Annotated in this window: 19 protein-coding genes; 13 read left to right on the plus strand and 6 right to left on the minus strand. The window is 46.2% G+C overall.

Going from position 1 to position 26,329, the window contains the following annotated elements:
* Nucleotides 1–57: 57 nt before the first annotated feature.
* Together EJ063_RS09460 and gltB are read right to left on the minus strand one after the other, a co-directional pair.
* On the minus strand, nucleotides 58–1,527 hold the full coding sequence (locus tag EJ063_RS09460) for a glutamate synthase subunit beta (RefSeq protein ID WP_126574047.1): 1,470 nt from the start codon (nucleotides 1,525–1,527) through the stop codon (nucleotides 58–60).
* A complete protein-coding gene (gene gltB, locus EJ063_RS09465) occupies nucleotides 1,527–6,074 on the minus strand; it encodes a glutamate synthase large subunit (RefSeq protein WP_126574048.1) in 4,548 nt (1,515 codons plus the stop codon). The genes EJ063_RS09460 and gltB overlap by 1 nt, the downstream gene beginning before the upstream one ends.
* 534 nt (nucleotides 6,075–6,608) lie before the next feature.
* Here gltB and mnmL point away from each other — a divergent pair.
* From mnmL to EJ063_RS09485, 4 genes are all read left to right on the plus strand, one after another.
* Nucleotides 6,609–7,553 (plus strand): tRNA modification radical SAM protein MnmL/YtqA, encoded by a 945-nt coding sequence (gene mnmL / locus EJ063_RS09470; protein ID WP_126574049.1) that lies wholly within the window; start codon nucleotides 6,609–6,611, stop codon nucleotides 7,551–7,553.
* A gap of 65 nt (nucleotides 7,554–7,618) precedes the next feature.
* Nucleotides 7,619–9,367 (plus strand): sensor domain-containing diguanylate cyclase, encoded by a 1,749-nt coding sequence (locus EJ063_RS09475; RefSeq protein ID WP_126574050.1) that lies wholly within the window; start codon nucleotides 7,619–7,621, stop codon nucleotides 9,365–9,367.
* Nucleotides 9,368–9,484: 117 nt separating this feature from the next.
* Nucleotides 9,485–11,833, plus strand: a complete 2,349-nt coding sequence (gene arcB / locus EJ063_RS09480) for an aerobic respiration two-component sensor histidine kinase ArcB (RefSeq protein WP_126574051.1) — start codon at nucleotides 9,485–9,487, stop codon at nucleotides 11,831–11,833.
* Between the two features lies 1 nt (nucleotide 11,834).
* Nucleotides 11,835–12,281: a hypothetical protein gene (locus EJ063_RS09485; protein WP_126574052.1), complete on the plus strand. Its 447-nt coding sequence runs from the start codon at nucleotides 11,835–11,837 to the stop codon at nucleotides 12,279–12,281.
* A 68-nt stretch (nucleotides 12,282–12,349) separates the two neighbouring features.
* Here EJ063_RS09485 and tolC read toward each other — a convergent pair whose 3' ends face one another.
* Entirely contained in the window at nucleotides 12,350–13,660 is a 1,311-nt protein-coding gene (tolC, locus tag EJ063_RS09490; protein WP_126574053.1) for an outer membrane channel protein TolC, read from the minus strand.
* Between the two features lie 232 nt (nucleotides 13,661–13,892).
* Here tolC and nudF point away from each other — a divergent pair, with 232 nt between their 5' ends.
* The 6 genes from nudF to parC all read left to right on the plus strand — a co-directional run bounded on the left by nudF (nucleotide 13,893) and on the right by parC (nucleotide 20,754).
* Nucleotides 13,893–14,522, plus strand: a complete 630-nt coding sequence (gene nudF, locus EJ063_RS09495; protein WP_126574054.1) for an ADP-ribose diphosphatase — start codon at nucleotides 13,893–13,895, stop codon at nucleotides 14,520–14,522.
* A complete protein-coding gene (locus EJ063_RS09500) occupies nucleotides 14,510–14,950 on the plus strand; it encodes a DUF1249 family protein (RefSeq protein WP_126574055.1) in 441 nt (146 codons plus the stop codon). The genes nudF and EJ063_RS09500 overlap by 13 nt, the downstream gene beginning before the upstream one ends.
* An 8-nt stretch (nucleotides 14,951–14,958) precedes the next feature.
* Nucleotides 14,959–15,780, plus strand: a complete 822-nt coding sequence (cpdA, locus tag EJ063_RS09505) for a 3',5'-cyclic-AMP phosphodiesterase (protein WP_126574056.1) — start codon at nucleotides 14,959–14,961, stop codon at nucleotides 15,778–15,780.
* A 21-nt stretch (nucleotides 15,781–15,801) separates the two neighbouring features.
* Entirely contained in the window at nucleotides 15,802–16,383 is a 582-nt protein-coding gene (gene yqiA / locus EJ063_RS09510) for an esterase YqiA (protein ID WP_126574057.1), read from the plus strand.
* 210 nt (nucleotides 16,384–16,593) lie between these two features.
* Nucleotides 16,594–18,474, plus strand: coding sequence for a DNA topoisomerase IV subunit B (parE, locus tag EJ063_RS09515; protein ID WP_126574058.1), 1,881 nt, complete (start codon nucleotides 16,594–16,596; stop codon nucleotides 18,472–18,474).
* Between the two features lie 3 nt (nucleotides 18,475–18,477).
* The gene (gene parC, locus EJ063_RS09520) at nucleotides 18,478–20,754 is read left to right on the plus strand and encodes a DNA topoisomerase IV subunit A (RefSeq protein ID WP_126574059.1); all 2,277 of its coding nucleotides are present in this window, start codon (nucleotides 18,478–18,480) and stop codon (nucleotides 20,752–20,754) included.
* Between the two features lie 60 nt (nucleotides 20,755–20,814).
* On the opposite strand, the gene degS is transcribed toward parC, so the two are convergent.
* From degS to zapG, 3 genes are all read right to left on the minus strand, one after another.
* On the minus strand, nucleotides 20,815–21,879 hold the full coding sequence (degS, locus tag EJ063_RS09525; RefSeq protein WP_126574060.1) for an outer membrane-stress sensor serine endopeptidase DegS: 1,065 nt from the start codon (nucleotides 21,877–21,879) through the stop codon (nucleotides 20,815–20,817).
* Between the two features lie 149 nt (nucleotides 21,880–22,028).
* Nucleotides 22,029–23,396 carry a DegQ family serine endoprotease gene (locus EJ063_RS09530; RefSeq protein WP_126574061.1) on the minus strand — a complete coding sequence of 456 codons (1,368 nt, stop codon included), beginning with the start codon at nucleotides 23,394–23,396 and terminating at the stop codon, nucleotides 22,029–22,031.
* A gap of 114 nt (nucleotides 23,397–23,510) precedes the next feature.
* Nucleotides 23,511–23,978 (minus strand): Z-ring associated protein ZapG, encoded by a 468-nt coding sequence (gene zapG, locus EJ063_RS09535; RefSeq protein ID WP_126574062.1) that lies wholly within the window; start codon nucleotides 23,976–23,978, stop codon nucleotides 23,511–23,513.
* 152 nt (nucleotides 23,979–24,130) lie between these two features.
* On the opposite strand from zapG, the gene zapE reads away from it, so the two are divergent.
* From zapE to rpsI, 3 genes are all read left to right on the plus strand, one after another.
* Complete coding sequence (zapE, locus tag EJ063_RS09540) at nucleotides 24,131–25,237, plus strand: cell division protein ZapE (protein ID WP_126574063.1); 1,107 nt, start codon at nucleotides 24,131–24,133, stop codon at nucleotides 25,235–25,237.
* 245 nt (nucleotides 25,238–25,482) lie between these two features.
* On the plus strand, nucleotides 25,483–25,911 hold the full coding sequence (gene rplM, locus EJ063_RS09545; RefSeq protein WP_004744972.1) for a 50S ribosomal protein L13: 429 nt from the start codon (nucleotides 25,483–25,485) through the stop codon (nucleotides 25,909–25,911).
* 15 nt (nucleotides 25,912–25,926) lie between these two features.
* Nucleotides 25,927–26,319 (plus strand): 30S ribosomal protein S9, encoded by a 393-nt coding sequence (rpsI, locus tag EJ063_RS09550; RefSeq protein WP_004415472.1) that lies wholly within the window; start codon nucleotides 25,927–25,929, stop codon nucleotides 26,317–26,319.
* Nucleotides 26,320–26,329: the final 10 nt, after the last annotated feature.

Raw genomic sequence — 26,329 nt, forward strand, 5'->3', positions numbered from 1 at the left:
TGTTGAATCAATATCACCTAGTGGTAACTAGAGTTATTTAACTAGGTGACATTGTTATTATGCAGATAGCATCAAGGAATCTGCTTTTGCTTCTAGGTTCGAGTTGCCCATTAGGTAATCATCAATGGCGATGGCACACTCACGACCTTCGTTGATACAACGAACGACTAATGATTGACCAGTACGCATATCACCTGCAGCAAAGACACCTTTTTGGCTAGTCGCAAAACCATCGGTTGCTACGTTACCACGGTCATCCAGTTTGATATCTAGTTGAGCAAGTACACCCGTTGGTTCTGGGTGCAGGAAGCCCATTGCAAGGAATGCCATATCACATGGAATCACACGCTCAGAGTTTGCGACTTCCTCAAAACCTGGACGTTCACCTGGTTTCGCATCCTGCCAAACGATATCGGCAATGCGTAGACCAGTGACTTCGCCTTTATCGTTGCCGATAAATTCTTTGGTCAGGATATTCCAATGACGATCACAGCCTTCTTCATGCGAAGTTGTTGTCTTCATGATCATTGGGTATTGAGGCCAAGGCATATTTGCAGGACGCTTCTCTGGCGGGATCGGCATGATCTCTACCTGAGTAACGCTTGCCGCTTTATGACGGTTCGATGTACCTACACAGTCAGAGCCCGTATCACCACCACCGATAACGACAATATGTTTGTCTTTCGCGTGAATTTCTTCACCTTGAAGGTCCATATCGTTTGCACGGCGGTTGTTTTGACCTAGGAATTCCATTGCGAAATGGACACCTTTTAGTTCACGGCCCGGTACAGGAAGGTCACGTGGAACCGTTGAGCCACCAGTCAGTAGTACCACATCAAACTCTTGACGTAGCTGCTGAGCGTTTACATCAACACCAATATGTTGATTAACTTTGAACTCAACGCCCGCTTCCGCCATTAGGTTGATCTTACGGTCAATCACATCCATACCAAGCTTGAAATCAGGAATACCGAAGCGCAGTAGACCACCAACTTTTTCGTCACGTTCAAAAACGGTCACTGAGTGACCAGCACTGTTTAGCTGTTCAGCTGCGGCAAGACCTGCAGGGCCAGAACCGATGATTGCGATCGTTTTGCCTGTGCGTGAACGAGGCGTTTTAGGTTTTGCGTACCCCTCACGGTACGCAGTTTCTACAATGGTTTTCTCGATATTACAGATAGTGATTGGGTCTTGGTTGATACCTAGTACACAAGCACTTTCACACGGAGCAGGACACACTCGACCTGTGAATTCAGGGAAGTTGTTGGTTGAACTTAGGATGTTCCACGCTTCTTCCCAGCTATCACGGTAAACCGCGTCGTTGAACTCAGGGATGATGTTACCAATCGGACAACCGTTGTGACAGAAAGGAACACCACAGTCCATACAACGAGAAGCCTGAGTATTGATCTTGTCACCAAACTCTTCGTTAAGAACGAATTCTTTGTTGTTTTCAATACGAACTGATGGGTCGATCTTCTGCGGAAGCTCACGACCATGTTCTAAAAATCCAGTAGGCTTACCCATTATACTGCCTCCACTTGTTCCGTTTGTGCTTGCTCTGCTTCAGCCTTACGCTTTAGAAGTACCGCTTTGTAGTCGCGCGGCATAACCTTGACCATAGAGGCTAGGCTTGCTTCAAAGTTATCAAGGAAAGACTGAGCAACTTCACTTCCTGTGAATTGAACTTGCTTGGTTAGCATTTCTTTCAGTAGTTCACGGTCTTCTGTTTCGATTGGATCGAGGTCAACCAACTCTGGGTTGAGCTTCGTTTCGAAGTCACCAGACTTGTCCCAAACGTAAGCCACACCGCCACTCATACCTGCCGCAAAGTTACGGCCTGTTGAGCCAAGGATTACAGCAACACCACCAGTCATGTACTCACAACCGTGGTCACCAACACCTTCAACAACGACTTTCGCGCCTGAGTTACGAACACAGAAACGTTCGCCAGCCATACCGCGAATGTAAGACTCACCCGAAGTCGCACCGTAGAAACATACGTTACCAACGACGATGTTATCTTCAGCGACGATGGTGGATTTCGCGTCTGGGTAAAGTACGAGCGTACCGCCAGAGAGGCCTTTACCCCAGTAGTCGTTTGCATCACCTTCCACTTCGAACTTCACGCCCTTAGCAAGGAAAGCACCGAATGACTGACCCGCACTGCCGTTGAACTTAACGTTCATTGGCTGAGGTAGGCCTGCGTCTTTGTAAACCTTAGAGATTTCGTTTGACAGCATGGTACCCGCAGAGCGGTCCGTGTTGATGATAGGGAATTCAGCGTTGACTGCTTCACCTTTCTCAAGCGCAGGAATAGCCGCTTGAATCAACTTACGGTCGAGAACGTCTTCTAGGTTGTGGTTTTGCTGCGTTTGGTTATAAACGCCATCGTCTTCACGCGCTTGCTCAATATGTAGAACAGGCGTTAGATCTAAGTTCTTGTACTTCCAGTGGCCGATATCATCACGAACTTTCAGTTTGTGTGATTGACCAACCATCTCTTCGATAGTGCGGTAGCCTAGCTCAGCCATCACTTCACGTAGGCCTTCAGCCATGTACTGGAAGAAGGTTACGACATCTTCTACGCGGCCATCGAAGCGCTCACGTAGTGTCTTGTTCTGCGTTGCGATACCCACAGGACAGGTGTTCTTATGACACTTACGCATCATGATACAGCCTTCAACAACCAATGCGGCCGTTGCCACGCCCCATTCTTCAGCGCCAAGTAGGGTTGCCACAGCTAGATCGCGAGGGGTTTTCATCTGGCCATCAGACTGAACAACGATACGGTTACGTAGGCCGTTCTTTAGAAGCGTTTGGTGCGTTTCCGCTAGACCCAGTTCCCAAGGTAGACCTGTGTGACGGATAGAAGACATCGGGGATGCACCTGTACCACCATCAAAACCTGCAATAAGAACAACGTCAGCTTTCGCTTTCGCTACACCAGAGGCGATCGTACCAACGCCCGCTTCCGATACTAGCTTCACGTTGACGCGGCCAGCGCGGTTCGCGTTTTTCAAGTCGTAGATTAGCTGAGCCAAATCTTCGATCGAGTAGATATCGTGGTGTGGCGGTGGCGAGATTAGACCTACGCCCGGAGTCGAGTGACGCGTTGCACCGATCCAGTCATCAACCTTATCACCTGGTAGCTGACCACCTTCACCTGGTTTCGCACCTTGAGCCATCTTGATCTGTAGCTCATCAGCGTTAGTTAGGTAGTAAGACGTTACACCAAAGCGACCTGATGCAACCTGTTTGATTGCAGAGCGTTCCCAATCACCGTTTTCTTTACGTTCGAAACGCGTTGGGTCTTCACCACCTTCACCAGAGTTAGATTTCGCGCCAATACGGTTCATCGCAACAGCCAGTGTTGAGTGCGCTTCGTAAGAGATAGAACCGAATGACATTGCACCTGTCGCGAAACGCTTAAGGATGTTTTCGATTGGCTCTACTTCTTCTAGCGGGATTGAACCTGCTGGGTTCTTAACGAAGTCTAGTTGGCTACGTAGCGTCGCTGCGTTATCGCCTTGGTCATCCACCGCTTTCGCGTATTTTTTGAACTGAGCGTAGTCTTTGTTACGAGTTGACTCTTGCAGTAGTGAGATAGTTTCAGGGTTAAACAGGTGCTTCTCACCACGCTGTTTCCACTGGTAAACACCACCAACATCAAGAACTTGAACTGGGATTTCACGAGTTGGGTAACCGATACGGTGACGTACTAGGACTTCCTTAGCGATGTCATCAATCGTGAGACCTTGAATACGAGAAACGGTACCAGTGAAGTATTTATCGACAACAGACTTGCTGATACCCAGCGCTTCAAAGATCTGTGCACCGTGGTAAGACTGTAGCGTCGAGATACCCATCTTCGAGAAGATCTTCAATAGGCCGCCGTTGATAGATTGACGGTAGTTCTCAAAGAGGTCACGAATATTGGTTTCAGGATCAAGCTTCTTGGTGCGTTGCAGTTCAACCATAGTTTCGATAACTAGGTATGGGTTGACTGCGTTTGCGCCGTAACCGATTAGCGTTGCGAAGTGGTGCGTCTCACGCGCATCACCGGTCTCTACCACAATGTCACACTTCGCACGTAAACCTTTACGGATTAGGTGGTGGTGAACTGCGCCAACCGCAAGCATTGCTGGAATCGCGGCATGGTTAGAGTTAACAGCACGGTCAGTTAGAAGGATGATTGAGTAACCGTCGATTACTGCATCTTCTGCATACTGACAAATACGCTTCAGCGCACGCTCTAATTTGCCTTCGTCTTCACTTGCTTGGAATACGATGTCTAGCGTCTTCGCTTGAAGGTGCTCGTTGTCGATAGCACGTAGCTTCTCAAGTTCAGAGTTAGATAGAACAGGAGACTCAAGCTCTACTTTTTGACAGTGTTCTGGAGACTCAGCAAGCAGGTTCTGATCCTTACCTAGGTAAGTGTTCAGTGACATAACCATACGCTCACGAATCGGGTCGATTGGCGGGTTAGTTACCTGAGCAAACAGCTGTTTAAAGTAGTTTGATAGATGTTGTGACTGGTGCGATAGAATCGCTAGTGGCCAGTCGGCACCCATTGCAGAAAGAGGCTCTTTACCGTCTTTCGCCATAGGGACAATGATTTCGTTCACTTCTTCAGAGCTGACACCAAACGCTTGCTGCTTGTGCAGTAACTTCTCTGGTGAAGGCTGGCTGAATTCGTTGCTCGCATCTGGCAGTTTCTTCAGGCTAAGTAGGTTTTCTTCAACCCACTTCTCGTAAGGCTGTGCTGATGCAATGCCATCTTTCACTTCTTCATCAGAAATGATGCGACCTTGTTCTAGATCAGCAACGAAGATTCGACCTGGTTGTAGACGACCACGGAACTCAACGTTCTCAGGTTCAATCTCAACAACGCCAGACTCAGAAGCCATCACTAGGAAGTCATCTTTGGTCACTGTGTAGCGAGAAGGGCGTAGACCGTTACGGTCAAGGGTCGCACCTACTTGAACACCGTCAGTGAAACACACCGATGCAGGGCCATCCCATGGTTCCATGACGTTCGCGTGGTACTGGTAGAACGCACGACGTGTAGGATCCATGTTTTTGTTTTCTTGCCATGCTTCAGGGATCATCATCATCAACGCATGTGGCAGGCTGCGACCAGATAGAACTAGGAGCTCTAGTGCCATATCGAAGTTTGATGAATCCGAGCTACCTTCCTGACAGATAGGCAGTAGCATGTCGATCTCAGCCTGAGTGAACAGGTCTGATTCGATGATCGCTTCACGGGCTTTCATCCAGTTCAAGTTACCGCGAACTGTGTTGATTTCACCATTGTGAGCAATGTAGCGGAAAGGCTGAGCAAGACGCCAGCGCGGGAATGTATTGGTAGAAAAACGAGAGTGTACAAGCGCTAGTGCACTCACCATCGTTGGATTCTGGAGATCTAGGAAGTATTGAGGTACTTGCTCTGTGGTTAACTGACCCTTGTACACAACCGTCTTGTAAGACATTGAGTTGATGTAGAAGTCATCGCCAATGTTTGAAACACTCTCAAGACAAACACGTACAGTGTAGTTACGTAGAACGTATAGTTTACGCTCTAATTCTTCTGGCGTGATACCTGGGCCACCAGAGATAAACACATGCTCAAATTGAGGTTCTGTACTGAGTGGGTCTGCACCGATCATTGAGTTGTCGGTAGGAAGAACACGGTAACCAATAACGTCTAACTCAAGACGTTGTGCATTGCGTTCTAAAATGTCACGACATTGTGCACGTTTGTGCTCATCTTTAGGGAAAAGTACAACGCCAACACCATACTTCTCAAAAGAAGGCAGCTTGATACCAAGCTTAACGGCTTCTTCTAATAGAAATTCGTGTGGTTTTTGTAGCAAGATACCGGCACCGTCACCCGAACAAGGGTCACACCCTTGACCGCCACGGTGTTCCATACGTGCAAGCATATCTAATGCTTGAGTCACGACTGCGTGTGATTTGCGGTTTTTAAGGTGAGCAACAAAACCGATACCACAAGCGTCATGCTCCAGCTCTGGAGTATAAAGACCTTGTGATCTTTGCTCTCTATCTACCATGGATACATCCTTCCAGTTCAAATAGGCGCAATTGGGCTAGTCGAAACTAGTTCTACGTCCTGTCCTTTATTTTTATGATTCGAAGTCGACCTAGGTTGGTGACTTTGATTCCATTCCGTATCTCGCAGGAAAAATATTGCGAGAAAAACAATCCTTGGTGGTTTCCATTTTTTTTGCATCACAATCTAGTGATTTATATAGGTGGGAGTTGGAAAACACCGATGTTTCATCACGATTCCGTGTAACTAATTACACAAAAAAGCACAAAAACTGTAAGTATCCTACAATTTAGTTAGGCGGAAATGCAATCAAAACTCGACTCTGTTGCCCACTTTTTTCGTCTATGAAATGAATATTATGTTTAACTTTTGCGTAACAAATGGCCTGAGGCACGTTATTTCTGCATGTTTATTGACTTTGCTTAACTTCTCACCTGTTTGAAATCGTTACATTCCCTCCTCGATTTTTTTCAAAACTGTAATTAATTTACATCAATCTTAATGAGATTCATTTCGATCTAAGCCGAGGGTTACCATGCAACTTCACGAACTCGTCAATACTATTGGACAAGATCTGCAACGCCGTTATGGCGAAAAAGTTCACAAGCTAACCTTGCATGGTGGGTTTAGCTGCCCGAACCGAGACGGAACGATTGGCCGAGGGGGATGTACCTTCTGTAATGTCGCTTCGTTTGCTGATGAAGAGGCGCAAGTCAAAAGTATTCAAGAACAGCTAATAGACCGTGCCGGTGAAATTGATCGAGCGAAGAAATATCTCGCATACTTTCAGGCGTATACGAGCACGTATGCCGAAGTCCAAGTTTTGAAGAACATGTATGAGGAAGCATTAAAAGCGGCGGACATCGTTGGCTTGTGTGTGGGCACTCGTCCCGATTGCGTGCCTGATGCGGTGCTGGATCTATTATCTGGCTATGTCGAGCAGGGATACGAGATTTGGTTGGAGTTAGGGTTGCAGACTGCAAATAATCAGACGCTTAAACGTATTAACCGTGGCCATGACTTTGAATGCTATGCAGAGATTACCAAACGAGCTCGCACGCTAGGTATCAAGGTTTGCACACATTTAATTGTCGGTTTACCCAAAGAGACGCGAGAAGATAACGTCGCTACGATGGAGCAAGTACTGGCGGTCGGGACCGATGGGATTAAGTTGCATGGCTTACACATTGTCGAAGGCAGTACCATGGCCAAAGCGTGGAAGGCGGGTCGGTTGCAAGCCCCTGAACTGGAGGAGTATGTCGCGATTGCCAGTGAGATGATTCGTATGACGCCACCCGATGTTGTTTATCACCGTGTATCGTCAGCGGCGCGAAGACCAACATTGCTGGCGCCTTTGTGGTGTGAAAATCGTTGGCTAGCCATGACCGAAATTGGTCGCCGATTAAGCAGTGATGGGGCTCAAGGATCATCGATTGATCAACCATTTATATATACAAAGCCAATATTAAAGGCTGATTAATAACCAATTAACTGGTATCTTTTACCCTTATAATAGTCGGTAAATAGTTAGAGTTAAGTGTCGAGATGGAGCAGGTATTGGTTTGGTTATGGGAGTCAACCCAAGAGCATGGTGTCGCTGTCAGTTTTATCTTGCTGCTGCTTGTGCTATTGACGTTTATTTATACCCGCTATCAAAAGCACTTAACTGAACTGCTGCAAGCAACCCCCAATGCAATGTTATTGATTGATAGTAGAAGTGGGGAGTTGCTCCTGGCTAACTCATTAGCGGTGCAGTTGCTTGGCGTTCGCCGTGTAGGCAAAAATTTTATGCTGCCAGAGTCCGTAACTCCGCAGTTTCTTCTTTCGACTGTTTCTTCTATTTCCGGCCCTCAGTTTTCGACCGAATTACTTCAATGGCCAATCTCCAATAATCGCCAAATTCAACTCGACGTGACAGGGCGAAAAGCCCTATTTCGCCGCAATCAAGCTTGGTTACTTTATTTCTCTGTGCATCAAGTGACCGATCAAGAGCTGACGAACGAGCTTAACTCTCTTTCCGTGGTGAAAAGTGCGTTCGATAACCTATCTGAGCTTATCTATATCAAAGACAAAGAAGGCAAACTGATTTCAAGCAATCGCGCTTTTCAACGTTTTTGGCATGAGCGTGAAGATGAAGGGATTGCAGATATCCAAGGCGTGATTAAAGGTCGCGCAAGTAAAAGGCGCTGGACAGTGTCACCTGATGGTCGAAGCTGTCTACTGGAAAGTCACCAGATGATATTAATCTCTGCGAGAGGTGAACATATCGGTACCTTGGGGATAAGTCATGACGTGACGGATTGGCATGACATGCAAAAGAGCCTGCGAGATGAGATGGAGAAGCGTAAAGATACCGAGGTTGCCCTTGCTCAACGTGACACTATCTTACAGAACATTCTTGAATCGAGTCCGGACTCGATTGGTATTTTCAATGAGAATATGGTCTATCAAGCCTGTAATAAGCCGTTTGTTAAAGCTCTGGGGATTTCCACTGTCGATGACCTAATTGGTAAGCGCCTGCAAGATGTCATTCCCAACGATACTTATGGACGTTTATCTGAAACCGACAAGAAAGTGCTGCATGAAGGAAAATCACTGCGCTACATCGATCGTGTGATCAGTACCAATGGTCAGTTTACTTGGTACGATGTGGTGAAATCGCCTTTCAAAGACCCTGCTTCTGGCACTAATGGGGTGCTCATTATGGCGCGTGATATTTCTGAACGCTACTTGGTAGAACAGAAACTCGAAGAAGCGAATCAAGAGCTAGAAAGATTGAGCTTTATTGATAGCCTGACTCAAATCTCAAATCGCCGCCGCTTCGATGAGCAGTTAGAGACGTTGTGGCACCTGCACTCACGAGAGAAACAGCCTCTCACTGTCATGCTTTGTGATATCGACTACTTTAAAGGTTACAACGACTTTTATGGTCACCAACGTGGCGATGACGCTTTAGTACAGGTCGCGCAAGTGTTTAAAAATGTGCTGCCAAGGTCGAGTGATAGTGTTGCTCGTTACGGCGGTGAAGAGTTCGCGTTTATTTTGCCGAATACAACGGTTGAGGGAGCTCTCAAGGTTGCTGAGCGCATTCATCAAGGTGTCGCTGAGCTGAAACTCGAACACCAGAAATCTAAGGTGGCGGATATTGTCACTGCGAGTATTGGTGTGGCTTCATTTATCCCTCAGCCAGATGGCTCGAACGAAACGATTGTGGCATTGGCAGATAGCGCGTTGTATCAAGCAAAATCAAATGGCCGCAACCAAACCTGTGTGCATCACACATCAGACAATTAACCTATATCGGTTAGGGATTCTTTTCGCTGTTAGTAGCGAAAACAGGTAATATTGAGAGATGTCTACACAAGCCATTGTTTAGCTTGGTATTGCCTCTCGTTACCTTTCGGAGCCTTCATGAAGCCGATAAAAAACCTCGCCCAATATTATGTCGACCTGTTGGTTAAGCTCGGCATCTTACGTTTCTCGATTTTACTTGCTCTGGCTTTGGTTGCACTGGCCGTCGTCGTCCAAGTCGGCATAACGCTTGTGCTTAGCGGGCATGTGGATGATATCGATATTGTTCGCTCCGTTTTCTTTGGCTTATTGATCACGCCCTGGGCGGTCTATTTCCTATCCGTTGTTGTCGACCAACTAGAAGAGTCGCGACAACGACTTTCAAAACTGGTGTCTAAACTCAAAGATATGCGCTCACGCGATCAGGAGTTGAACCACAAGCTTCAGCAGAATATCAGTAAGCTCAATCAAGAAATTGAAGACCGTATTAAAGCAGAAGAAGCGCGCGAAGAAGCGATGTTGGATCTTGAAAATGAGGTCTATCAACGCGAAAAAACCCAGCTAGAACTTGCAGAGAGAACGGCGCTGCTACGATCTTTTATCGATGCGTCTCCGGATTTGATTTATTACCGAAATGCGGAAGGTGTCTTCTCAGGCTGTAACCGTGCAATGGAGGAGCTGACGGGTAAGAAAGAGAACCAGCTGGTGGGATTAACCCCTTGGGATGTGTACAGCAAAGAGGTCGCTCAGCCGATTGTCGATACTGACCAAAAAGTATTTACCGATAATCAATCCCTCACGTATGAGCAGTGGTTAGAGTACCCAGACGGTCGCCGTAACTACTTTGAGCTGCGTAAGGTGCCATTCTACAGTAAAGATGGTCGTCACTTGGGTTTGGTCGGTTTTGGGCGTGATATTACCGAACGTAAGCGCCATGAAGAGTCGCTAGAGAAAGCCAGTCGAGATAAAACGACGTTCATTTCTACCATCAGTCATGAGTTACGAACACCGCTGAATGGCATTGTTGGTTTAAGTCGTATGTTGCTGGATACACAAATGACCGAAGAGCAACGCAGCCACATGCAAACCATTAACGTGAGCGCCATTACGCTAGGTAACATCTTTAACGATATTATTGATATGGATAAGTTTGATCGCCGCAAGCTTGAACTTTTCCCATCGCCGTTAAATTTCGAAGAATTTGTGGTTGAGATGGAAAGTATTTCAGCTTTGATGGCGTCACAAAAAGGACTGCGTTTTGATCTCGAACGCTTAAGTGATTTGCCGGTTGCGATTGAAGTGGACGCTACACGCCTACGCCAAGTGCTATGGAACTTGATCAGCAATGCGATGAAGTTTACTAAAGAGGGTGGGGTGGTGATGACCGTCAGTTCGGAAATCGAACAGGATCATGCTCATATTACAATGGAAATTGAAGATAGTGGCATTGGTATCCCAGACGCGGAGTTAGAAAAGATCTTTGCCATGTATTACCAAGTTAAATCGGGCAAAGATAATCTACACGCGGTGGGCACTGGTATCGGTTTAGCGGTGTCGAAGCAGCTGATCAACATGATGGATGGGGACATTACCGCATCAAGTGAAGAAGGTTTCGGCAGTACCTTCACTGTGACGATTCGAGTGCCTTTAGTGGACCCCGTGCAACCGAAAGCTGAGGTTTCCCAGCCTGCGCAAGAGCTAAATATCTTTATGGTCGAAGATATTGAGCTCAATATTACGGTCGCCCGTTCATTGCTAGAAAGCATGGGACATGAAGTTTCAGTCGCGATGAATGGAGCGGAAGCGATGGAAATGTTCGACCCAGAACTATACGACTTGGTGTTCTTAGATATTCAATTGCCAGATATGACCGGCTTTGATATTGCTGAATATTTCCGCCGCACTTATTCGGATTTACCACCACTGGTCGCACTCACAGCCAATGTTTTAAAGAACAAACATGAATACCTTGAAAAAGGGATGGATGACGCGATCAGTAAACCGTTGTCCGTCACCGCTGTGCATGATGTACTCGCGAAATTTACTCGAGATGATCATGAACAAGCAGATGCGGTGACAACGCAGGTCGAAGTCATCACTGAGGGAGGCGATCTTTATTCTCGAATCTTAGATTTGGAGATGCTGGACTCGTATATTGGCATTGTAGGTTCCCAACCTGTGTTGGATAGCATCCAGATGTTTGAAGAGATGATGCCGGACTATTTGCAGGTTTTAGACTCGAATATGGTCGCAAGACACCAAGATGGCATTGTTTCAGAAGCCCATAAAATCAAAGGTGCGGCCGGTTCAATTGGTTTGAAACATATCCAAAGCGTCGCCCAAAAAGCCCAATCACCAGATTTACCTGCCTGGTGGGAAAACATTGATGATTGGGTTGAAGAAATTAAGAATGAGTATGAAAATGATATTCAAATACTTAAAGAATGGCTCAATAACAAAGGGAAATAGCATGAAAAAGTTAGCAACCGTTTCGCTCGGAGTCGCTTTGTTAGCGGGGTGTGCCACGCAGCAAGTTGGCTGGGAACAGGACAATGAAGTTGTGATAGCAGAAGCGACCGTGACGCTAAAAAGTAACCTGTGGCTAAACAAGATGCCGACCATTGGTGAAGTTCAAGACAGTACCCTGCATGGTGCCTTGTACATTGAATCGGATTCTACTTTACCCGCAGAGCTTGATGTAGAGAGCATTTCGATTAAGCAAGGTGAAGAGACATGGCTTATCGATGGGGATTTACTAGAGCTGCGAACTCATAGTCCAAACCAGTGGGAAGTGGTGTTTGTATGGCAGTTCCCAGTTGATGCTGCTCAACCGGTCGATGTGGCACTGTTACTTAAAAATGGTGACGCTGTGGATTGGCTTGTAGAGAAAGACGTAGCGATAGATACGGTTTATTAAGCTCTTTACGGCATATATAAAAAAGGCTGACTCCATGGAGTCAGCCTTTTGCATTTATAGCGATTGGATTATTTGCTTGCTGTCTTTAGACCAGAGTTAATATCCAAAATGTCTTGTTCGCTGAGTGTACCGACTGCTTGGCGTAGCTGCAGAACACTTAGGATGTAATCGTAACGAGCGTTAGATAGGCTCTTGTTTGCATCGTATAGACGGCGAGTTGAGTCTAGTACGTCAACGATAGTACGTGTACCCACATCGAAGCCTGCTTCTGTCGCTTCTAGTGCTGATTGAGCTGACACTACGGTTTGCTCATATGCACGAAGTGCACCGATAGATGCATTGATGTTGTTGTTGAACGCGCGAACGTCTTTTACAACACTGCGGTAAGTCGCTTCAAGATCTTGGCTAGCCGCAACGTAGTTGAATTCAGCCTGTTTGGTTTGAGAGCTGATGTTGCCACCCGTGTACAGTGGAACAACTAGGTTCACGCCAATATTGAAGTCGCTGTAGTCGCCGTTGGAAGGGCTGTTATCGTTACTCTCATCGCCGTAGTTGTAACCGCCATCTAAAGTCAGTGATGGTAGGTGACCAGAACTGGCCAATGAGATGTTATCTTTTGCTACGTCTTGAGCAATACGTGCAGACAAGAGGCTAAGGTTTTTCTGTTGAGCTTCATCAACAAGCGCATTGATTGCTTCTGATGTCTTGCTTGCAGAGAAACGTTTAGTATCTAAAACGTCTAGGTTTGAATGCTCTTGACCTGTGATTTCACGAAGACCTTCGTAGCTGTTCACTAGGCTGTTTTCTGCCAGTACTTCATCAGCGAGTACGGCATCATACTGTGCTTGTGCATCGTGTACGTCAGTAATTGCAGAAAGGCCTACTTCAAAACGCTGTTTAGTCTGTTCTAATTGACGGCCAACCGCGGCTTTTTCTGCTTGAACAAACTCTAGGTTGTCTTGAGCGCGCAGTACATCAAAGTAAGCCGTAGAAACACGAAGAATTAATGCCTGTTGAATCGCTGCGTATGAAGCGTCTGCTTGGCGAGCACTCTTTTCAGAGATATCTAGTGTTAACCAGCTTGAACGTTGGTAAAGCTCTTGAGAAAAGTTGATGCCAGCAGTGAGCTTATCGCTCTCTCTTGGGTCAACGTCACTACGGTTAAGGTTATAACCAGCCGTTAAGTTGATTTGTGGTAGCAAAGAAGAGCGGCTAGAAGTGACTGATTCAAATGCGGCATCACGTTGAGCAGCTGCGCTAAGTAGCGTCGGATCGTTTTCTTTTGCCTGGTTATAAATGTCTGCCAGAGTATCGGCAAAAGCGTTCGTGCTTAGGCCGCCAAGTGCTGCACTGATAAATAGTGGAAGCAGTTTTTTCATAGGTCCTATTCCTGCCAAAATATGAAAAAGGTGTCTCATCAGGAGTTTAACTCAATTGATGGTAAATCACTCGAAACTTTGCAAAGTTTTACACTTAACTGTCCATGTGTGCAATAAATATAATTCATCAATTTAACTGAAACTATAAAAATTGTATAAAAAGTTGAGCCATGCCCTTGGAAGTTAAGCTTTTGTCTGAGTAAACTATAAGATTCACTCAGAGAGGTGCCAAATGCAACAGTCTGACAAGCAACATCAGCAGTTTACTCCCCAAGATGTGGAAATAATCTCAAAAGAAACACTGTTTCAGGGATTCTTCCGTATGGTTAAGTATCGCTTTAAGCATAAATTGTTTGAAGGCGGTTGGAGTGAGCCCCTCGAAAGGGAGATGTTTGAGCGCGGTCATGCTGCAGCAATGCTTCCTTACGATCCTATCAGTGACCAAGTCGTGATCATTGAGCAGATCCGTGTCGGCGCGCTCGAACACCGAAGTCCGTGGCAGCTTGAAATAGTGGCTGGCATGATTGACCGTGATGAAAAGGCTGAAGATGTCGTCAGACGTGAAGCGATTGAAGAGGCCGGGATAGACGTTGGTTTACTTGAGAAAGTGACGTCTTATTATCCTTCTTCGGGCGGCTGCTCTGAAATGCTAGACGTGTATGTCGGCCAAGTGGATGCAAGCACGGCGCATGGCGTTCATGGTTTAGACTATGAAGGGGAAGACATTAAAGTGCACGTTATCTCTCGCCAACAGGCCTATCAATGGGTTGTTGACGGAAAATTTGAAAATGGTGCCTCAATCATTGCACTGCAGTGGCTAGAGCTCAATCATCAACGTTTGAAAGAAGAATGGAACAAGTAGCAATAAAGAAGTCGTATCATGTTGATTTATCAGATTTGATGCGAACTTATGAAACAAATTACGCTAAGTTGAACGCTTTGCTGCCTAATCAGCCGAGTGTCGGTGACGTACGCTGCTATCAAGCGGCCATGATGACCTACCAAATTCAAGTGGTCGAAGTCACAAAGTACACAACTTTGGTCGATATTTGTCAAAGTGATGACGTTCCAGTATTTCCATTGCCGACAATGTCTGTCAGGCTTTACCACGATGCGAGAGTCGCAGAAGTAAGTGGTTGTGAACACCTCAAACGTGTTCAAGCTCGCTATGAATATCCCAACGATAAAATGCTCCAACAAGATGAAAAAGTGCAGCTCAACCGATTTTTAGGTGACTGGCTTTCATTTTGCTTAAGACAGGGTATTAGCCGAACCCCATTGAATATTTAGGTTTAGTTTTGAAAGTAACGTCTATTTCACCAGCTCAAGACAGTATCAAACTGCTGCAAATAACGGACACTCACTTGTTTGAGCCGTTAGATGGCAGCTTGTTGAGTGTCAAAACGCTAGACAGTTTTCATGCGGTCGTTGCAGCCATTGCTGAAAGTGGAGCAAGCTATGACGCGATGCTGGCAACGGGTGATATTTCCCAAGATCACACTGCGGTATCATACCAGCATTTTGAGCAAGGTATTTCCCCCTTGGCGTTGCCATGCTATTGGTTGCCTGGAAACCATGACTTTAAGCCGAGCATGCATTCTGTGTTACCTTCTAGTCAGATTCAGCAGGTGGAACACGTATTGCTTGGTGACCATTGGCAAATGGTTCTTTTAGACTCGCAAGTTGTCGGTGTCCCTCATGGCTTCCTAAGTGATGATCAGCTTTCGATGTTAGATGAAAAGCTTACCCAGAACCCAGACAGACATACCTTAGTGTTACTGCATCATCACCCGCTACTTGTCGGAAGTCGTTGGCTTGATCAACACTCGTTAAAGGAAGCAGAAAGCTTTTGGAATGTGGTTGAAAAACATAGCAACGTCAAAGCTGTTGTGTGTGGTCACGTTCATCAAGATATGAATGAGATGCATAGAGGGGTTCAAGTGATGGCAACCCCGTCGACGTGTGTACAATTCAAACCTAAATCGGACGATTTTGCGTTAGATACCCAATCACCTGGTTGGCGTGAATTGGATCTCCACAATGATGGCTCGGTCTCGACTCAAGTGAAACGACTTGCTTCGGGAAGTTTCCAACCAGACTTTAACTCAGCCGGCTATTAAGCTTTATCCTTAGGGCAAAATATGAAACCTTCATTGCTTCTGTATATCCACGGCTTTAACAGTTCACCACTTTCACATAAAGCACATGTGATGAAAGCGTATTGTGAGTCTCAGAGGCCAGATATTAAAGTGGTGATTCCTCGCTTGCCTTGCTTTCCTAACCAAGCTGCACAGCTATTATTGGATATCGTGACGCAGCACAAAGACGATTACCAGATTGGTCTGGTAGGCAGTTCTTTGGGGGGATATATGTCGATGTGGTTGAATGCCCAGTTTGGTTTTAGAGCGGTGGTGGTCAACCCAGCGGTAAAACCATACGAATTGCTTGTTGATTTCCTAGGTGAGCAAGAAAATCCTTACACTCATGAGAAGTATTTGCTAGAAGAAAAGCATATCGACGAGTTAAAATCGCTTGATACTCCATCCATCAAGGCTCCAGAAGATTTTTGGCTGCTGCAACAAGAAGATGATGAAGTGCTTGACTACCAACAAGCTGTGGCACATTTTTCTGGTGCACTTCAAACAGTAGAACAGGGCGGTGATCATAGCTTTGTTGATTTTGAACGTTACCCAAGTCAGATCATAGATTTCTTACAACTCTGACCTTCATTGAGGGAAGAGTCATAATTTTACTTGTTACTTACTTATCTCTCTTGACATAATTGGGCCTGTTCCAGACTATGTCTCTCCTGTGCTAAGCAGGATACGAGCTATGATGATTAGCTTGTACTCTCGATAACTTGAAATTATTGAGCGCAATTTCACCTGCCTGTTTAGCTACTCCATTTTTTCTCTATAAAGATATTCCGTATTATGACTGAACAATATAATGCGAAAGACCTTTCGGTTCTTGAAGGTCTTGACCCAGTACGACATCGTCCTGGCATGTATACCGAGACAGAGCGACCAAACCATCTTGCACAAGAGGTTATCGACAACTCGGTGGATGAAGCGCTTGCTGGGCACGCAAAGAAGATCAAAGTCATTCTCCATGCTGACCAGTCACTCGAAGTTATCGATGATGGTCGAGGCATGCCAGTTGATATCCACCCAGAGAAAGGTATCTCGGGTGTTGAGCTCATTATGACCAAGCTTCACGCTGGTGGTAAGTTCTCAAACGACAACTACAAATTTTCCGGTGGTCTACACGGCGTCGGTATTTCGGTAGTAAACGCACTATCAAAACGTGTTGAAGTCACAGTAAAACGTGGCGGTGAAGTACACGACATCGCTTTTGAAGGCGGCAATGCCGTTACCGAGCTAACGGTGACGGGTACGTGTGGTCATCGTAATACCGGTACATCGGTACACTTCTGGCCAGATGAAAAATACTTCGATAGCCATAAATTCTCCGCGCTACGCCTGGTGAACAACCTGCGTGCGAAAGCGGTCCTCTGCCCGGGCTTGGAAATCATCTTTAGCGATAAGGTGAATAACGAAGAGCATAAGTGGTATTACGAAGATGGCCTTAAAGACTATCTTTCTGAAGGCGTGAAAGGTTACGAAGTTCTACCCGCTGAACCCTATATCGGTGAGTTTACTGCTGAAACAGAAATGGCGACGTGGGCAGTCATTTGGCAGCCAGAAGGCGGCGAAATGATCACGGAAAGTTACGTGAACTTAGTCCCAACAAAGCAAGGTGGTACCCACGTTAACGGTCTGCGCCAAGGTCTGCTTGATGCGATGCGTGAGTTCTGTGAGTTCCGTAACTTGCTACCGCGTGGTGTGAAGCTAACCGGTGATGATATTTTTGACCGCTGTTCTTACGTTCTTTCTGTCAAGATGCAAGATCCTCAGTTTGCTGGCCAAACCAAAGAGCGTCTTTCATCTCGTCAGACCGCAGCGTTTGTTTCTGGCGTCGTAAAAGATGCCTTCAGCTTGTGGTTAAACGAAAAACCTCAACTGGCTGAACAGCTGGCAGAAGTATGTATTGCTAATGCTCACCGCCGCATGCGTGCAAGCAAAAAAGTCGTGCGTAAGAAAGTCGCGTCAGGTCCGGCCCTTCCGGGTAAGCTGACAGACTGTTCGGTACAAGACTTAAATCGCACTGAAATCTTCTTTGTCGAGGGTGACTCGGCGGGTGGTTCTGCGAAACAGGCTCGTGACCGAGAGTTCCAAGCGGTGATGCCACTGCGTGGTAAGATCCTAAATACTTGGGAAGTGTCTGCAGATCAGGTGCTTGCTTCACAAGAGGTGCATGATATCTCGGTTGCACTCGGTATTGATCCTGACAACGATAACCTAGAAGGCCTGCGTTACGGTAAGATTTGTATCTTGGCCGATGCGGACTCGGATGGTCTTCACATTGCGACCTTGCTTTGTGCGTTATTTACGCGCCATTTCCGAGCGCTTGTGGAAGCAGGTCATATCTATGTCGCAATGCCACCTCTCTATCGTATCGACTGCGGCAAAGAAGTCTTCTATGCCCTTGATGATGATGAGAAAGAAGGGGTACTTGAGCGCCTGTCTAAGAAGAAAGCCAAAATCAACGTACAGCGATTCAAAGGTTTGGGTGAAATGAACCCGCTGCAGCTGCGCGAAACTACCATGGATCCAAATACGCGTCGTCTGGTTCAGTTAACCATTGATGACAATGAGCAGACCATGGAAATGATGGATATGCTGCTAGGTAAGAAGCGCGCGGATGACCGCCGTCACTGGCTGCAATCTAACGGTGATATGGCAGAGGTTTAATGAATGTCTACTGAGATTACATACGATGGCGTTGAACAGTTGCCGATGCGCAAGTTCACCGAAGACGCTTATCTAAATTACTCAATGTACGTAATTATGGACCGCGCGTTGCCATACATTGGTGATGGTTTAAAGCCGGTTCAACGACGTATTATTTACGCAATGTCGGAGCTTGGCCTATCGGCAGCGTCAAAATATAAGAAATCAGCACGTACCGTGGGTGACGTGTTAGGTAAATACCATCCACACGGTGATTCTGCGTGTTATGAGGCGATGGTATTGATGGCTCAGCCATTCTCTTACCGTTATCCATTGGTTGATGGTCAAGGTAACTGGGGTGCGCCAGACGATCCGAAATCATTCGCGGCAATGCGTTATACCGAAGCGAAACTGTCGAAGTTTGCTGAGGTTCTACTGGGTGAATTAGGTCAAGGCACGGTTGAATGGCAACCAAACTTTGATGGCACCATGAAAGAGCCACAGATGCTTCCTGCTCGCTTGCCTCACATTCTGCTGAATGGTGTGACCGGTATCGCTGTAGGTATGGCTACAGATATTCCGCCACATAACGTGCGTGAAGTAGCAGGTGCCGCGGTTCATTTGATTGATCATCCCAAGTCTGAATTGGCTGACGTGATGAACTTTGTTCAAGGGCCTGATTACCCGACTGAAGCAGAGATCATCTCGCCGAAAGCTGACCTTGAAAAGATCTACCGTACAGGTAAAGGCAGCATTAAGATGCGCGCGGTTTGGCATAAAGAGGGCAGTGATATTGTCATCACGTCTTTGCCACACCAAGTGTCAGGCTCAAAGCTGTTAGAGCAAATTGCAAACCAAATGCGAGCGAAGAAACTGCCAATGGTGGATGATCTTCGTGATGAATCGGATCACGAGAACCCAACACGTATTGTTGTGGTTCCTCGCTCGAATCGAGTTGATTGCGATCAGCTAATGAACCACCTATTCGCGTCGACGGATCTTGAAAAGAACTATCGCGTTAACTTGAACATGATCGGTTTAGACAACCGTCCTCAGGTGAAAGGTTTAGTTCAAATTCTGTCTGAGTGGATTGAGTTTCGTCGTGAAACCGTTCGACGTCGCTTGCAGTACCGTTTAGACAAAGTGCTGGCTCGCCTACACATCTTAGAAGGTTTGTTAGTTGCTTATCTTAACCTTGATGAAGTGATTGAGATCATCCGTACGGAAGACGACCCTAAAGCAGTGCTAATGGCACGCTTTGGTATCACTGATATTCAAGCTGACGCGATCTTAGATACCAAACTTCGTCACCTAGCGAAGCTAGAAGAGATGAAGATCCGTGGCGAACAAGATGAACTTGAGAAAGAGCGCGAGAAGCTAGAGAAACTGCTAGGTTCTGAGCGCCGTATGAACACCCTGCTTAAGAAAGAAATTCAAGCGGATGCTGAGAAATACGGTGACGATCGCCGTTCTCCATTGGTTGAGCGTGCAGAAGCGAAAGCACTGACAGAGCGTGATTTAGTGCCAAGTGAGCCGATTACTGTCGTGCTTTCTGAAAAAGGTTGGATTCGTCATGCGAAAGGCCATGACGTGGATGCTGAAAGCTTGAACTACAAGTCAGGCGACAACTACCTCGCGCATGCGCGTGGTAAGAGCAATCAGCAAGCGGTGTTCTTGGGTAATGATGGCCGAAGTTATTCGCTTGAGTCTCACTCTTTACCATCTGCACGTAGTCAGGGTGAGCCAATTACCGGTCGACTTAACATCAATGCGGGTAGCCAAATTCGCCATGTAGTGATGGGTGAAGAAGAGCAGCTGTGGCTTGTGGGTTCTGATGCGGGTTATGGTTTCGTATGTAAAGGCAGTGATCTACTTTCTAAGAACAAGAGCGGTAAAGCGTTAGTTACTTTACCTGCTAACTCAGAAGTGATTTGCCCACAGACGATCGGTAACTTAGATAGCGATGAAATCTTAACGATTACCAACCAAGGCCGTATGTTGCTGTTCCCGATTAAGGATTTGCCGCAATTGGGTAAAGGTAAAGGGAACAAGATCATCAACATTCCGGCAGCCAAGGCCAAAGAACGTGAAGAGTTTGTTTCTCACCTGATGTCTTTGCCACAGGGAAGCACGGTCACTTTATATGCAGGTAAACGAAAACTCGGTTTGAAATCGGCTGACCTTGAAAACTTCCGTGGTGAACGAGGTCGACGTGGTGGATTACTACCACGAGGCTTGCAGCGAGTGACGCGCATAGAGATAGAGTCCTCAGATAGCACTGACTCAGAACCTCAAGAGTAATAACAAAAAACCCATGCCAACAAAGCATGGGTTTTTATTTGTCAGAGTGTCACTCGTCAGTTAGTTGCGAACATCTTCTGCAATCGTCACAGGAAGCGTTTTCTCTTCACCTTTGCGCAGAATCAATACATCAACGGTTGTGCCAGGCCTTAGCTCTGTAACAATGTCCATGACGCTCTGGCGGCCATTGATCTTCTGCCCATCAATCTTAAGAATAATATCTTGCTCTGTGAATCCAGCCGCCGCGGCTGGACCATTAGGGTCAACACCAAGTACCACAATGCCACCTAAGTGTTCGTTGCCAAGCAGTCGAGAGGTGACCGAATTAATATCTTGGCCATCGACACCTATATATCCACGAATAACACGCCCATCAGCGATGATCTTCTCCATGATCTTATTCGCCAACGTGTAGGGGATAGCAAATGAAATTCCATAGGTTTCAAGCTCGGTCGCTTGTTGGAAAGAGGCGGTATTGATGCCAACCAATTCCCCTAAAGTGTTCACTAGAGCGCCACCAGAGTTGCCCTCATTGATGGCTGCATCCGTTTGAATGAATGCTTGGTGACCATCGGCGCTGATTGAAGAACGCCCTGTTGCTGAGATGATACCAAAAGTGGTGGTTTGACCTAGGTTATATGGGTTTCCTATCGCGAGTACCACATCGCCTACTTTAGGCGTGTAATTTGGGTTTAGGGGGATGACGGGTAAGTTCTCGCCTTCAATGCGCAAAATTGCTATATCAGTACGGCGGTCTTTTCCGACTAATTGGGCGGCAGCAATACGTCCATCCTGCAGCGCGACGATAATTTGGTCTGCCTGAGCCACAACATGGTAATTAGTAATGATATAACCTTTCTCACTGACGATGACACCGGAGCCCAAGCCTTGAGTTAGAAGCTTAGAACGATCGTTCTCGGTGTATTTACGGCTGTAGATGTTTACAACGGCAGGGGCTGCTTTACGTACCGCCTTATCAAACGAAATTTGAGAAAGATTCACCGCGTCGCGATCTTCTGGAGCGCTCGGTGGGACGATATTGTAGCGTAGAGAGGGCACTGCAATCAGCAGTAGTAGCGCGGTTGCCAAGCCTAAGCCAATAGAGCGCAACAGAAATTGCAGCATGTCTTCCCCATAAATGTGATTCAACAGATAAGTTGGTGAAGAATAGCACTAGATGAGAAAATAACAAAAGGACAGCAGCATAAGCTCCTGTCCTTTCAAGCCTGTATCGCATTTATGGCTTTGATGTAATTATCGGATAACGACTAAACCTAGCGGATGACTAAGTAAAGGCTACGGTCACCACGTTGAATGTTAAGCGCTAAAACGCCTGAATGGTTCTCAACAATCGTTCTAAAGTCAGCGAGGTTTTTGACACGCTGGCGGTTCACTCCAATGATGATATCACCTTGCTGTAATTGATAAGATTCGGCATTGGAGCCTACTTCAACCGATGTCACTTTTACGCCTTGAGCTTTATCTGACGCATTGGTATTGGTTAGCTGAGCGCCAGTGAGGCCTTGATGAAGTTTATCTGCGGTGGTCTTTACATCGGACTGTTCACCCAATGTCACGTCATAGCTCTTGCTCTTACCATCGCGAATAATGCCCAGCGTCACTTCCTTACCCGCCCCTAAAGTGGCAACTTTTGCACGTAGTTCACTGAATGAATCAATCGACTTACCGTTAACTGAAACGATGACGTCTCCTGGTTCAAGGCCCGCTTTGTCAGCCGCACTGTCTGGAACAACTTGGCTGACGAAGGCGCCTTTGCTAGATTCGTAGCCTAAAGCTTCTGCCAGTTCTGAAGTTATCTCACCACCTTGCACACCGAGCATGCCGCGTTTTACTTCGCCGAACTCAAGAATTTGCTCGGTGAGGTTGGTCATCATATTCGATGGAATAGCGAAGCCGATGCCCACATTGCCGCCATTAGGGCCCAAAATTGCGGTATTTATACCAATTAGTTCACCTTTAAGGTTTACTAACGCCCCTCCTGAGTTGCCGCTATTTATCGCTGCGTCTGTCTGGATAAAGTTCTCTAAATTTTCGAGGTTTAGTCCACTACGTCCCAGCGCGGAGACAATGCCAGAGGTCACGGTTTGCCCAAGTCCAAACGGATTGCCGATAGCAACAGTGAAGTCGCCAACACGAAGTTGGTCTGAATCTGCGATTTTTATATCAGTTAAGTTTTTTGCTTCTTCGAGTTTGAGTAGTGCCACATCTGACATCTGATCGCCGCCAATCAGCTCTGCGTCATACTCACGGCCGTCGCGCAGCTTTACACGGATTTTTTCAGCGCCATTAATGACGTGATAGTTAGTCACGATGTGACCTTTCTTGGCATCGATAATAACCCCGGAGCCCAAGCCTCTAAATGGGCGCTCCTGAAGCTGTTCGGTCGGGAAGTCCGGACCAAAGAAGAATCGAAATTGCTCTGGAATGTTTTGTCTAGAGACTTGAGTGCCTTCAACTGAAATGCTAACAACGGCAGGGGTCACCTTTTCGAGCATTGGGGCCAAACTGGGAAGTTGCTCCCCATCAACAGCGAAAGGTAGGGCGGCGGTTGCCTGTATTGGTGTGATGATTGAACTTAGGCTTAGAGAAAGGACAGTTAAGGCAAGCAAAGGCTTTTTCATCGGATACTCCTAGTTGATTAAGGGCTGAGCTCTAATCTTGATACGATAGATAAGAGCTCAGTGGCCACTTCTAGGAGTATGACTCAAAAACCGATGCAAAGTTCACAGGAGATATTAGGAAGCTTTCTTCTCCGAAACAACATCTTGCGAATCTAGGATGGCCTTTTTTTCTTCTTTTAGAAGACCGGTTGAGCCAGACGCATAATCTTTTGGTGCTTCACTGATTGATTGAACATCTGCGTCAGCTTGGCTGCTTTCAGTGTCGTTCGACTCTGATTGTTGCGTTACTTTCTTAACGAACGGGTTATCCTGCTCAGGAAGGTTCGGAAGAAGTTCTGATGACGTTTTAGCCATGTGTTGATAAAGCTTCGTGTACTCTTTGCCGACAGAATCTAGCATTTCCGCTGTTTGGGCGAAATGATCGGCAAGGTCTTGTTTTTGTTGCTCTAACTCAAATTTAGCGCTTTCTAAATCTTTTTGGACACTCTTTTGTTTCTTATAACTAGGTGTTGTTAAGCGAGAAATGACCACACCCAATACTGTACCGACAAGCAAACCAATTAAGGCGTACATCCAAGGCATAATAGCTCCTTATCATTGTTATTTAACATGTTTTTTACTGGTTGGTTACACATGTTGAGCTCACATGGTACTATGAGAGTCTTAGCCAATAAAGAAAAATGCATGTGCTCTACATAGCAGTTTAACAGTCTTCTTCATCAGGTAGCGATACGATGACGCCATTAGAAATCTATAACAAAGACATAAAAGATCACGGTTTTCAAAAGGATGAAGCTCAACTTCAAGCGGTCACTGCACTTGATACGCTTTATCACGAGTTTATCGAATATATGAATACGCCGGTCGAGAAGCCGAGTGGCTGGCGGAGTTGGTTTTCGAAGAAAGAGGCAGGTTTACCCCAAGCGCCTAAAGGCCTCTATTTTTGGGGCGGTGTAGGTCGAGGGAAAACGTATCTTGTTGACACATTCTTTGAAGCGCTACCGACCGACAAGAAGATGCGCGTGCACTTCCATCGCTTTATGTACCGTGTTCATGATGAACTTAACGCACTCGGAGATGTGAACGACCCATTGGAATTAGTGGCGGACAAGTTTAAGTCTGAAACAGAAATTATCTGTTTCGATGAGTTCTTTGTGTCCGATATTACTGATGCGATGATTCTAGGGACATTATTCCAAGCCTTGTTCAAGCGAGGTGTAATTCTTGTCGCGACATCAAATATTCCGCCGGAACAGCTGTATCGAAACGGTCTACAGCGCGCTCGTTTTTTACCCGCCATCGCACTTATTCAAGAAAACTGTCGGATCTTGAATGTCGACAGTGGAATCGACTATCGACTACGAACGTTGGAACAAGCTGAAATCTATCACTTCCCACTCGATAAAGCCGCCGCAACTAACCTAGCTCATTATTACGAGCAGTTGGTTGGGGAAGGGAAACAAGGACAAACAAGCATAGAGATAAATCATCGCCAAATTACGGTAATTCAAGCCTCAGAAGATGTCCTTCATGCAAGTTTTGAGCAGTTATGCCAGTCAGCGCGCAGTCAAAATGACTATATCGAAATGTCACGTTTGTACCACACAGTGTTGTTAGCTGATGTAAAACAGATGAACAGTACGATAGACGATGCAGCAAGACGATTCATTGCGTTAGTGGATGAATTTTATGAACGTAACGTGAAATTGATCATTTCTGCTGAGATCGCTTTAGAAGAACTTTATGCGGGTGGTCAGCTTGACTTTGAATTCAAACGTTGCCAGTCACGTTTGATAGAAATGCAAAGCCATGATTACTTGGCAAAAGAGCATTTGGCGTAAAACCTCGCTAGCTCAGAGTGGGATTCAAAAAAAGTTGAATTTTTTCTTCGAAAAGAGGTGATTTTTTCAACTGACTTCCCTATAATCTTGCGACCCACCGTTACTGCAGACCTTATTATCGAAGGTATTTCGACATAACGGGTCGAGAGTGCCAACCACTCGAAGGGGTGTTGACTGGACTCTTAGTCAGTGGGAGCGAAAGCTCCTTAAGTGTAAATTTAATTATTGAACGGGTTATTATTAGCATGAAAACTTTCGTTGCTAAACCAGAAACTGTAAAACGCGACTGGTACGTTGTAGACGCTGAAGGTAAAACTCTTGGCCGTCTAGCAAGTGAAATTGCATCTCGCCTACGTGGCAAACACAAAGCTGAGTACACTCCACACTGTGACACTGGTGATTACATCATCGTTGTTAACGCGGAGAAAGTTACTGTAACTGGTAACAAGGCTAAAGGTAAGATTTACTACCGTCACACTGAATTCCCTGGCGGCCTAAAATCAATCAGCTTCGAGAAGCTAATTGATCGCAAGCCAGAGATGGCTCTTGAACTAGCAGTTAAAGGTATGCTACCACGTGGTCCTCTTGGCCGTGCTATGTACCGTAAGCTGAAAGTTTACGCTGGTGCTGAGCACAACCATGTTGCTCAACAACCACAAGTACTAGACATCTAATCGGGGATTTCGAAAATGGCAGATAATCAATACTACGGTACTGGCCGTCGCAAAAGCTCAGCTGCACGTGTTTTTGTTAAACCAGGTAGCGGTAACATCGTAATCAACAAGCGTAGCCTTGATGAGTACTTTGGTCGTCCAACTTCTCGCATGGTTGTTAAACAGCCTCTAGAGCTAGTTGAACTTACTGAGAAACTAGACCTATACGTTACTGTAAAAGGTGGCGGTATTTCAGGTCAGGCAGGTGCGATCCGTCACGGTATCACACGTGCTCTAATGGAATACGATGAGTCTCTACGTCCTACTCTACGTGCAGCTGGTTACGTTACTCGTGACGCTCGTTGCGTTGAACGTAAGAAAGTTGGTCTACGTAAAGCACGTCGTCGTCCACAGTTCTCTAAGCGTTAATCTTTTTCGA

Origin of the sequence: Vibrio aquaticus, from assembly GCF_003970385.1 — a bacterium.
Classification (GTDB): domain Bacteria; phylum Pseudomonadota; class Gammaproteobacteria; order Enterobacterales; family Vibrionaceae; genus Vibrio; species Vibrio aquaticus.